We start from the raw sequence: 11,672 nt of genomic DNA, 5'->3' as shown, positions 1-11,672 counted from the left end.
ATAGAAAAGCGCTTCGACCAGCCCGGCCGCAAGCTCAGCCTGATCAGCTGCTACTTCCCCAGCGGCTCATCGGGCGAGGAGCGCCAGCAGGCCAAGTTTCGCTTTCTCGATGTGCTGGCCCCGCATCTGGCGGCGCTGCGCGCTGAGCGCGAATTCATCCTGCTGGGTGACGTAAACATCGCACACCAAGAAATCGACCTCAAAAACTGGAAGGGCAACCTGAAAAACAGCGGCTTTTTGCCCGAATAACGCGCCTGGATGACGCAGCTGCTGGGCCGCGAGCCAGGGCAGGGCGGCCTGGTGGACGTGTATCGCCACCTACACCCCCGTGAGGAGGCCGCCGCCTACACCTGGTGGAGCAACCGCGGCCAAGCCTGGGCCAACAATGTGGGCTGGCGCATCGACTACCACCTGGCCACCCCGGCGCTGGCCGCCACGGCGCGCCAAGCCAGCGTGTACAAGGCGCAGCGCTTTTCCGACCACGCCCCGCTGAGCATAGCCTACGATTTTGGGTTGTGAGGGCTTGGGCGAATATCTGCCGGATGCCATTTTTGCCAAACCGATCTGTCGCACCTCAGACCCAATCCAGCGGCTGCTGGGGCAATCGAATAGCGCGCGCGTGCCCATTCCGAGATTGCCGCTTTCGCCTTGATGGTGGATGCCAAGGACGAGCCGGCTGCGGCCTTCTATCGGCATCACGGCTTCCTTGCCTTGCCAGATTCCCCATTTACCCTGTTTTTGCCGCTGGCAAGCGTCCAGCCCTGACACAAAGCCGTTTGCGGAGTAGAAATTGATTTCTGGGCTCCGCTAGTGCCCCGTCGGCTACCCAAGCTGCTCCACCCGGCCACGGGCGACATGAGCCATTGAACCTTGATGGTTGGTTGCCCGAAAGGCCGATCGGCAAGCCCTTGTTATACGATGGTGAACTGCCTTGTACTCCCTTACACTGTGTTTCAGTTTCTTCTCACCATTGCCCCATGCAAGCCGACATCACCACCGTTATGACCGTACAGGAGGTTGCCGACCACCTGCGAGTCAATCAACGGACGGTTTATCGACTTGCGGCCACTAGGAAGCTGCCCAGCGTCAAAGTGGGCGCGCACTGGCGGCTCAAGCGAACCGACATCGAAAGGTGGATGGCTGGGCAGCTGGAAGAAAACGCGTCCAAAGAAACGTGCGGGGGTGGGCAGAAAGCGAAGGAGAGCAAGCCGTGAGACTGGTCCAAAACAGCGGCGCAGACCGCGTAGTTGACTTGGTGCGCCCGCACCTCAAGCCGGGCAGCCAGTTGGGGTGCGTTACCCCGTCGTTCTCATTGTTCGCTTTTGCTGAGTTGCGCGATGCGCTGACCAAACTCGAACAGCTCCAGCTCATCTTGCCGCTCCAAAACGACGCGTTGCAATGCCTAGGCGGCGATGGCGACCGCGCCAACCGCAACCGACTCCAGGCACGATGGCTGGCCAACCAGTGCGCCAACTGGCTCACAGGAAAAGTAGAGCTGCGGCGCGCACACGGCCTCGTGCCACAGGGCACCGCCGTGATGCGTGATGCCCAAGGCAACGCTGAGCAGGTGGTGCTGGGTTCGTTCGCTTTGAGCACGGACGGCCTAGGTCTGACGCCAGGCAACCCTTTGAGCCTGATCCAGGCGTCTGAGTCGCCCGCTGAGGCGGCCCAGCTCGCCCGGTGGTTCGACCAGCAGTGGAATGCACTTCAGACCCAGCCCGAGAGCCTCGACGCCCTGGTCCAATCTCTGCGCGGCATGGGGGCTCACCACGCTCCCTTCACCGTCTACGCCGCAATCCTGAACTACCTCTTCGGGAACCGCGATGATGAAATGGACGAGGAACGCATCGTCAAGTCGGCCACCGGCATTCGCAACACCGTGGTGTGGAAAAAGCTGTTCAAGTTTCAGCGCGACGGTGTGGTAGGCGCCATCGACAAGCTGGCCCGCTTTGGCGGTTGCATCATCGCCGACAGCGTGGGCTTGGGTAAGACCTTCGAGGCGCTGGCCGTCATCAAGTACGCCGAGCTGCGCAATGACCGGGTTTTGGTGCTGGCCCCCAAGCGCCTGCGTGACAACTGGACGCTCTACAAGGCCAACGACAAGCGCAACATGCTGGCCGCCGACCGCTTCAACTACGACGTCTTAAACCACACCGACTTGTCGCGCGATGGGGGCCTGTCGGGTGACATTGACCTGTCGCACGTGAACTGGGGCAACTACGACCTGGTCGTCATTGACGAGTCGCACAACTTCCGCAACAAGAAGTCCCCGCGCCAAGGCACCGAGACGCGCTACGACCGCCTGATGCGCAAAATTATCAAGGAAGGCGTCAAGACGCGGGTGCTGATGTTGTCGGCCACGCCCGTCAACAACCGCTTGGCCGACCTAAAGAACCAAATCGCGTTTGTTACCGAGGGCGACGACACCGCGTTGGTGGATCACGGCATCGACAGCATTGAGCAGACCACTCGCAAGGCGCAAATCCAGTTTAACCGCTGGCTGACCATGGATGAAGCCGAGCGCACCCCTGGGACACTGGTCGAAATGCTCGGCTTCGACTACTTCACATTGCTGGACCACCTGACCATCGCCCGTTCGCGCCGCCACGTCGAGCGTTATTACGGCACCGACGAAACCGGCAAGTTTCCTGGCCGGCTGCCCCCCATCAACATCAAGGCCGACGTGGACTTGGCGGGGCAGTTCCGCGCCATCAAGGACATCAACCTTGAAATCCGGCGCCTCAACTTGGCCAGTTACGCACCGTTGCGCTACGTGTTACCGCACAAGCAAGCCGCTTACGACGCCAAGTACAGCACCGAGATTCGGGGCGGCGAGAGCTTCTTCCGCCAGGCCGACCGTGAGGAGAGCCTGATTCACCTGTTGCGCGTGAACGTGCTCAAGCGCATGGAAAGCGCCGTATCGTCCTTTTCACTGACGGTTCAACGGCAGCTCAAGGACGTGACAGCCGTGCTGGCCCACATCGAGAACCGCGACGCCGACATCGAGGAAATCGACATCGCCGACGTGGACATCGACGACCCGGCGTTTGAGTCGCTGCTGGTTGGCCGCAAGGTTAAGGTGCTGCTCAGCGATGTGGACCTCATCCGGTGGAAGCAAGACCTCATCGAAGACCGAAACCGCCTAGCCACTCTGATGGCCGCTGCCCAGCAGGTAGACGCAGCACGCGACGCCAAGCTGGCCAAGCTGCGCGACATGATTGAGCAGAAGTGCCGCCAGCCCATCAACGCCGGTAACCGAAAGATCATTGTCTTCACGGCGTTCTCAGACACTGCCCAGTATCTGTACGCAAATCTAGCGCCCTGGGTCAAAGCCACCCTCGGCGTTGACGCAGCACTTGTCACGGGCAGCGCTGGCATTCAGACCACATTGCCCGGTCTTCGTAAGAACATGAGCAGCGTGCTGTCGGCGTTCGCCCCTCGTGCCAAGGAGCGCCCGGCAGACCTAGCGGCTGAGGGTGAAATCGACCTACTAATCGCCACCGACTGCATCTCTGAAGGCCAAAACCTGCAGGACTGCGACTGGCTGGTCAACTACGACATCCACTGGAACCCCGTGCGGATCATCCAGCGCTTTGGTCGGATTGACCGTATCGGCTCGCCGAACCAAAACATTCAGTTGGTCAACTTCTGGCCCAACATGGAGCTGGAGGAATACATCGGCCTGGAGCAGCGCGTCAGCGGGCGCATGGTTCTGCTGGACGTGTCGGCCACGGGCGAGGAAAACCTCATCGAGCAACAGTCGGGCAACCCGATGAATGACCTTGAGTACCGACGCAAGCAGTTACTCAAGCTGCAAGACACGGTCATCGACATGGAAGACCTGAGCAACGGCGTGTCCATCACCGACCTGACGCTCACCGACTTCCGTATCGACCTGGCGCAGTACCTCAAAGAACACCCTGGCCAGCTCCAAGGCCTGCCATTGGGCACTTACGCCGTTACTACCAGCATCGACGCGGATATTGCCCCTGGTATCATCTTCTGTTTGAGGGCCGAGGGTGCGGTGGCGGCCAAGGGCAAGCCATCCGACTACCCACTGGCACCGATTTACCTGGCCCATGTGGGCGATGATGGCGCCGTGCTGCTGCCTTACCCCCAAGCCAAGCGCATCCTAGACCGGCTCAAACGCCTAGCCCTCGGCCGTGAACTCCCCGACGACGGCGCTTGCGCCAAGTTCGACAAGCAGACCCGTCAGGGCGAGGACATGCGCCACGCCCAAAAGCTGCTGGCCGCAGCCGTGGCGTCCGTGGTGGGAAAGAACGAAGAACGCGCCGTGGCGAGCCTGTTTGCCCCAGGTGGCACCCATGCCATGAAGGGCGAGTTCGCCGGCAGCAATGACTTTGAAGTGATGGCATTCATGGTGGTCCTACCTAGAGGCGCGGCGTGACGGTTCAGGCGCTAACGAGCCTGCTGGTTTCGGCACTGGGCCTGCCCGCCAGTTGCCATGTAGACCAGCGCGTGCCCAAGAAGCTGGTGGTGGAGAACGGCGCACCAACCAGCGCAGACAAGCGCCTCATCAACGACTGCATTGAAGAGGTGCAGTGGGTGGCCGCCCTCAAGCCCAACACCGTGGGCGTGGCCGAATACCGAGACGACGAGCGTGAGTACCTAGAAATCGCGGTGTTGTGCGTTACCGCGCGCCCTGCGCCGCAGGCCGAAGACGGCGCCGTCGCGAGCAAGCTCGTCAACACCGCTCGCTTGGCCGGGTTGGTGCACCGCGCCGTGCCTTACCCCGTGCTGCTGCTGCTGGCCACACCGCAGGGCTTGTTCATGTCCGTGGCGCACAAGCGCTGGGCGAAGAACGAGGCGGGCAAGGTGGTGCTGGACAGCGAGCCGACCACGGTGGGCCTAGCGCCTGATCTGAGTGCAGAACACCCCTTCGTGCAGGCCCTAGCCTTGACCCGCCAACCCCGGGCTAGCTTGCAGGCCCTGTATCAGGGGTGGATGGACTGCCTGACGGCCTGGCAGGTGGCCCAATTCACCGGCAGCTTTACCACGGCCGGCACGCCCGCCAAGGCCGCAGCGCGCCGCGAGGCCTTGCGCACCTGCCAGCAGTTGGAGTTGGAGAGCGCCCGCCTGCGCGCCCTAGCAGCCAAGGAAAAGCAGATGGCCAAGCAGGTGGACCTGAACCTCGCGCTCAAACGTATAAGTGCCGAGCTGTCATTGGCACGCGAACAACTTTGAATACACCCGAATGAACACAGACAAGACAGCGGAGCAGCACATGCGGAAACTAGAAGCCAACAGCCCACAGGCCCAGTCAGCCGACTTGGTGGCCGCCAACATCGCACAGCTCAGGACTTTGTTCCCTGAGCTGATCACCGAAGGCCCCAACGGGGTGGCCGTGAACGTGGACGTTCTTAAGGCTTTAGTGGGCGACCATACTGCGACCGACGTCGAAGAGAAGTACGGCCTCAACTGGCACGGCAAGCGCCGTGCGCGGCAACTGGCGCTCACGCCCAGCACCGGCACCCTGCGCCCCTGCCCCGACGAGAGCGTGGACTGGGACACCACCCAGAACCTGATGATCGAGGGCGACAACTTGGAGGTGCTCAAGCTGCTGCAAAAGAGCTACGCCGGCAAGGTCAAGCTGATTTACATCGACCCCCCGTACAACACCGGCAAGGACTTCGTATACCCGGACAACTTCCAGGACAACATCAAGAACTACCTGGAGTTGACGGGACAAGTCGAAGGTGGCTCAAAGATCAGCAGCAATACGGAAGCCAGCGGACGGTTCCATACCGATTGGCTGAATATGATGTACCCGCGCCTGAAGTTGGCGCGTGCGCTGCTAAAACGCGAAGGCGCAGTGTTCATCTCCATCGACGACCGGGAGCTGAACAACCTGCGCACCTTGGCCAACGAAATCTTTGGCGAAGAGAACTTCGTCGCCACAGTCACCGTTGTCAACAACATGAAGGGACGGAACGACAAGAAGCATGTCGCTGCCTGTCACGAGTATGTTGTCATCTACGCAGGACCAGACTTCGTATCGAAGGGCTTGCCTTTGACCGAAGAGCAGCGCGCAGCGTTCAAATACACCGACGACAAGGGCTTCAAATACGCTCTGCGCGACCTACGCAAACGTGGCGGTCCTGATAAGCGGGAAGATCGTCCGAACATGTATTTCCCAATTTATTGGGATGAGAAAACTGGGCGTGCCTCAATTGATCGGATGGCCCCGACCGACGCTGAAATCTTCCCCATTCGTGGCGACGGTGTTGATGGCCGCTGGCGCTGGGGCATCGACAAGGTTACGAAGCACTTGGACTGGATGCATCCGAAACGCTCGGAGAGAAGTGGCCGACTTGACGTAGAGCATCGCGTCTACCTAGACACTTCGATTGCCATCGACGATGAACCTGAGGACGACGACGATGACGACGACGAAGGCACCGTCGAGCGGACCTCAAAGCCCAAGTCCGTCTGGATCGGCGGCGAGTTTTCGACGGACAGTGCCAAGCGAGCGTTAAAGGAACTATTGCCAGGCGAGGTCTTCGACTTCCCAAAGTCCATCGACTTCCTGCGAACCTGCATTCTACTTGGCACTGGCGGCACCGACATGGTTCTCGACCTGTTTGCCGGATCGGGTGCCACGGCGCAAGCGGTCATGCAACAGAACGCTATCGATGGTCAGTCTCGCCGCTTCGCGTGCATCCAGCTGCCCGAGCCACTTGATCCATCCGAAAAGAGCCAGAAGGCAGGGGCAGCCCTTTGCGACAAGCTCGGCGCGCCTCGCAATATCGCTGAGCTTACGAAAGAACGATTGCGTCGTGCCGGGGCAAAAGTGCGAGCGGATAACCCGTTATTCGACGGTGATACCGGGTTTCGCGTGTACAAGTTGAGCACATCCAACATCCGCGCGTGGAACCCCAACCCCGCTGACCTAGACCAGACTCTGTTCGATCATCAGGATCACCTACTCGCAGGCCGCAGCGAGTCGGATGTTCTTTATGAGCTGCTGCTGAAGCGAGGCCTTGATCTTTGCGTGCCGATGCTCTCGCGCTCGGTGGCGGGCAAAAAAGTCCATGCCATTGGCGGCGGCGTATTGTTTGCTTGCTTGACGTTAGCCATCGCCGCCACCGAAGTGGAAGCCGTCGCGCTGGCCATCGTCAACTGGCACAAAGAGCTGGAGCCTGCTGGCGATACAAGCTGCGTGTTCCGCGACAGCGCCTTTGCCGATGATGTAGCCAAAACCAATATGGCCGCCATCCTCCAGCAAAACGGCATTGCCAACGTGCGCAGTCTGTGAGGCCGACATGCAAGCCTTTAAACCCCATGCCCTGCCACTGACCGACCTAGACTGGCGCCTGCTGCTTCCACTGGTGGGCCGGGCCCATGCCGCACTGGCCCGCTACGACGGCTTGTTGGCCGGCATCCCGAACCCGGCGGTGATGCTCTCGCCGCTGACTACGCAGGAGGCGGTGTTGTCGTCCAAAATTGAAGGCACACAGGCCACGGTGGACGAGGTGCTGGAGCAGGAAGCCGGATGGTTAAAGGAGGGCGAGAAGTTCAAGGATATCCAGGAAATCTCCAACTACCGAACGGCGCTTTACCAAGCCCGCGAGTACCTCAAAGACTACCCCATCCGCTTGGGCTTCGTGCGCGAGTTGCACCGAACTTTGATGAGCAGCGTGCGCGGCCAAGACAAAACACCGGGTGAGTTCCGCCTAGACCAGAATTGGATCGGCAAGCTGGGGTGCACCATTGAAGATGCAACCTTCGTGCCGCCAAACCCGGTGCAGTTGCCAGACCACCTGCGCGCTTGGGAGGTCTACCTCGATTCGGACGATGTGGACTACCTGATCCAGACAGCCGTGGTGCACGCCCAGTTCGAGCTGCTGCACCCGTTCAAAGATGGCAATGGCCGGATTGGGCGCATCCTGATCCCGCTGTTCCTCTACCAGAAGAAGGTGCTTTCGCAGCCCATGTTCTACCTGTCGGAGTACCTAGAAAACCACCGCGACGAGTATTACCTTCGGCTCAAAGGGATCTCGGCCGAAAACGACTGGAACAACTGGATTGCGTACTTCCTGCGGGCCACCGCCACCCAAGCAACGCAGAACGCCCAGCGGGTGGCTGCCATCCAGGCGCTGTACGAAGAGATGAAGCTGGCGATCCACGAGACCACCCACTCCCAGTACACGGTACACCTGCTGGATGCCATCTTCTCCAAGCCGATTTTTCGCACTTCGGACTTGGCCCAGCGGCTCACCGACGAGCATGGCATTCATGAGAAGACCGCGCCTGCCCTGCTTCGGCAGCTGCGCGATTCCGGCATCTTGCGTGAGATTCAACCAAGCGCCGGACGCCGTTCGGCCACGCTGTGCTTCCCCCGGCTGATCAACTTGGCAGAAGGGCGCAACGTGGTCTGAAGCAAGGCCATGCGCTTGTGGAGTGGCCAACCGACACAAACCCATTTGCGGAGTCTAAATAGATTTTTGGGCTCCACTAGCTGGCTTGTGCAAGCTGTGAACTCCACAAAATTCCCCATGGTCGGATCGGCTTCTAGCTAAGACGCTAGTGTAACCTATTGTTTTATATATTTTCTTTCCCTGAAAAGAAAACGTCTCTAGAAATGGTTCCATTATGAAACTCCACTTCGAGCCCAACCTCGACTATCAGCTCCAGGCCATCGAGGCCGTTTGCGACCTGTTCCGGGGCCAAGAGGCCTGCCGCACCGAGTTCACAGTGACCATGAAGCTGCCGGACCAGCAAATGACGCTGGGCGTGGCCGAAACCGACCTTGGCGTCGGCAACCGGCTGACGCTGCTGGACGACCAGCTCTTGCAGAACCTGCGCGACGTGCAGTTGCGTGGTGGCTTGGCGCCGTCCAGCGTGCTGGCGTCGGGCGACTTCACCGTCGAGATGGAAACCGGGACCGGGAAGACCTACGTCTATCTGCGCACGATTTTCGAGCTGAACAAGCGCTATGGCTTTACCAAGTTCGTCATCGTGGTGCCGTCGGTGGCCATCAAGGAAGGCGTCTACAAGTCGCTGCAGATCACCGAAGAACACTTCAAGAGCATCTATGCCGGTGTGCCAGTGGACTTCTTCCTGTACGACTCCGGCAAGCTGGGTCAGGTGCGCAATTTCGCCACCAGCTCGACCATCCAGGTCATGGTGGTGACGGTGGGTGCCATCAACAAGAAGGATGTGAACAATCTCTACAAGGACAGCGAGAAGACGGGCGGCGAGAAACCCATCGACCTTATCAAGGCCACGCGCCCCATCGTTATCGTGGACGAGCCGCAGAGCGTGGACGGCGGCCTGACCGGCGCCGGGAAAACCGCACTGGACGCCATGAACCCGCTGTGTACGCTGCGCTACTCGGCCACGCACGCCAATAAGCACCACATGGTGTACCGCCTCGATGCGCTGGACGCCTACGAACGCAAGCTGGTCAAGCAGATCGAGGTGGCGGCTGCCACCATTGAGGACGCCTACAACAAGGCCTTCGTGCGACTGGTATCGGTCAGCAACAAGCGCGGCACCATCAGCGCCAAGGTGGAGCTGGATGTCAAGACAGCCACGGGCGTAAAGCGGCAGGAGGTGACGGTCAGCGATGGCGACGACCTGCAGCAGACCACCCAGCGCGACATCTACGCTGACTTTCGCGTGGGCGAAATCAACACCGCCAAGGGTGAAGAGTTCCTGGAGCTGCGCTACCCCGGTGGTGAAGTGATGCTGGCCGTAGGCCAAGCCTACGGTGATGTTGATGCCTTGGCGGTGCAGCGCGAAATGATTCGCCGCACCATCCGCGAGCACCTGGAGAAAGAAAAGGTGCTCCGGCCCAAGCGCATCAAGGTGTTGTCCCTGTTTTTCATCGACGCGGTGGAACGTTACCGTCAATACGATGCTGAGGGCAACGCAGTGAAAGGGGACTACGCCCGCATCTTCGAGGAAGAATACAAGCGGGCAGCCAAGCTGCCCGCCTTCCAGAGCCTGTTCACCGAAGTGGACCTGGCTCACGCAGCCGAGGACGTGCACAACGGCTATTTCTCCATCGACAAGAAGGGCGGGTGGTCCGACACGGCCGAGAACAACGCTGGCAACCGTGACAACGCCGAGCGGGCCTACAACCTCATCATGAAGGACAAAGAAAAGCTGCTGGCCTTTGACACGCCGCTGAAGTTCATTTTTTCGCACTCGGCGCTGAAGGAAGGTTGGGACAACCCCAACGTGTTCCAGATTTGCACCCTGCGGGAAATGGGCACCGAGCGCGAGCGCAGGCAGACCATCGGCCGAGGCCTGCGCTTGTGCGTAGACCAGGACGGCCAGCGCGTGCGTGGGTTCGAAGTCAACCGGCTGACCGTCATCGCCACCGAGTCTTACGAGCAATTCGCCGAGAACCTGCAGAAGGAGATTGAAGCCGACACGGGCATCCACTTCGGCGTGCTGGAGCCGCACCAGTTTGCCGCGATCGCCATCAAGGCGGACGACGGCACGCTGACCCCACTGGGCGTTGACCAGTCCAGGGCCTTGTGGGAGCACCTGATGGCGGTCGGGCATGTGGATGCCAAGGGCAAGGTGCAAGACTCGCTGAAGCTGGCCCTTAAAAATGGGACTCTGGTCCTGCCCGAAGACTTCGAGTCGCAGCGCGGTCAGATCGTTGAGGTACTTCGCAAGGTGTCGGGCAGACTGGAGGTCAAGAACGCCGACGAGCGCAAGGCGGCTCCACTGCGCAAGGGCGCGGACGGCAAGGCGATCTACTTGTCCGACGAGTTCAAGGCGCTGTGGGACCGCATCAAGCACCAAACGACCTACCGCGTGCAGTTTGACAACGCCAAGCTGTTGCAGGCCTGCATTGCAGGGCTGCAGAAGGCGCCCGCCATTGCCAAGGCGCGGCTGCAGTGGCGCAAGGCCGACATTGCCATAGGCAAAGCTGGCGTGCAGGCTACCGAAAAGGAAGGTGCTGCCACCGTGGTGCTGGACGAGTCGGACATCGAACTGCCGGACCTGCTGACCGACTTGCAAGACCGCACGCAGCTCACCCGCCGCAGCATCATCACCATCCTGACCGAGAGCGGTCGGCTGGACGACTTCAAGCGCAACCCGCAGCAGTTCATTGAGCAGACAGCCGAAATCATCAACCGCTGCAAGCGCTTGGCACTGGTGGACGGCATCAGGTACCAGAAGATCGGCGACGAGCATTTTTATGCCCAGGAGCTGTTCGCCAAGGACGAGCTGACCGGCTACCTGCGCAACATGCTGCTCGACACGAAGCGGTCGATCTACGAACACGTCATCTACGACTCGGACACTGAGCGCCAGTTTGCCGAGGCTCTTGAGACAAACGACGGTGTGGTGCTCTACGCCAAGTTGCCGAGCTGGTTCAAGGTGCCCACGCCACTGGGCCCGTACAACCCTGACTGGGCCATCCTGTTTGACCAGGACGGCAAGCAACGGCTGTACTTCGTCGTGGAAACCAAGAGCAGCCTTTTCACTGACGACCTTCGCAGCAAGGAAGACGCGAAGATCAAGTGCGGCGAGGCGCATTTTGCGGCCTTGGCCGTGCAGGAGAACCCAGCCAGATACCTAGTCGCCACAAGTTTTGGCGATGTGCTCAAGGCCTTGGCGTAACGTAATGAAAATCATCACCGCCAACCTAAACGGCATCCGCTCTGCGGCCAGCAAGGGCTTTTTCG

The 11,672-nt window shown here is 60.3% G+C and carries 6 protein-coding genes and 2 pseudogenes; all 8 read left to right on the top strand.

The features are described from left to right. Positions 1-519, top strand: a pseudogene (locus tag SRAH_RS04965) (exodeoxyribonuclease III); the annotation flags it as partial. A gap of 102 nt (positions 520-621) precedes the next feature. Continuing rightward, positions 622-765 (top strand): annotated as a pseudogene (locus tag SRAH_RS12960) (GNAT family N-acetyltransferase); the annotation flags it as partial. A gap of 212 nt (positions 766-977) precedes the next feature. Then, positions 978-1,214, top strand: a complete 237-nt coding sequence (locus SRAH_RS04955) for a helix-turn-helix domain-containing protein (protein ID WP_029462245.1) — start codon at positions 978-980, stop codon at positions 1,212-1,214. Continuing rightward, positions 1,211-4,408 (top strand): helicase-related protein, encoded by a 3,198-nt coding sequence (locus tag SRAH_RS04950; RefSeq protein ID WP_029462244.1) that lies wholly within the window; start codon positions 1,211-1,213, stop codon positions 4,406-4,408. The genes SRAH_RS04955 and SRAH_RS04950 overlap by 4 nt, the downstream gene beginning before the upstream one ends. Beyond that, entirely contained in the window at positions 4,405-5,205 is an 801-nt protein-coding gene (locus tag SRAH_RS04945; RefSeq protein ID WP_029462243.1) for a DUF4391 domain-containing protein, read from the top strand. The genes SRAH_RS04950 and SRAH_RS04945 overlap by 4 nt, the downstream gene beginning before the upstream one ends. 10 nt (positions 5,206-5,215) lie before the next feature. Then, complete coding sequence (locus SRAH_RS04940) at positions 5,216-7,276, top strand: site-specific DNA-methyltransferase (protein WP_439645537.1); 2,061 nt, start codon at positions 5,216-5,218, stop codon at positions 7,274-7,276. A gap of 7 nt (positions 7,277-7,283) precedes the next feature. Next, positions 7,284-8,399, top strand: coding sequence for a Fic family protein (locus SRAH_RS04935; protein ID WP_045476247.1), 1,116 nt, complete (start codon positions 7,284-7,286; stop codon positions 8,397-8,399). A gap of 214 nt (positions 8,400-8,613) precedes the next feature. Then, positions 8,614-11,607, top strand: coding sequence for a type III restriction-modification system endonuclease (locus tag SRAH_RS04930; protein WP_029462240.1), 2,994 nt, complete (start codon positions 8,614-8,616; stop codon positions 11,605-11,607). Positions 11,608-11,672: the final 65 nt, after the last annotated feature.

It is taken from the genome of Serpentinimonas barnesii, assembly GCF_000696225.1.
In the GTDB taxonomy this organism is placed as follows: domain Bacteria; phylum Pseudomonadota; class Gammaproteobacteria; order Burkholderiales; family Burkholderiaceae_C; genus Serpentinimonas; species Serpentinimonas barnesii.
The sequence above is the reverse complement of the archived record's forward strand: the minus strand, read 5'-3'. Positions and strand labels throughout refer to the sequence as shown.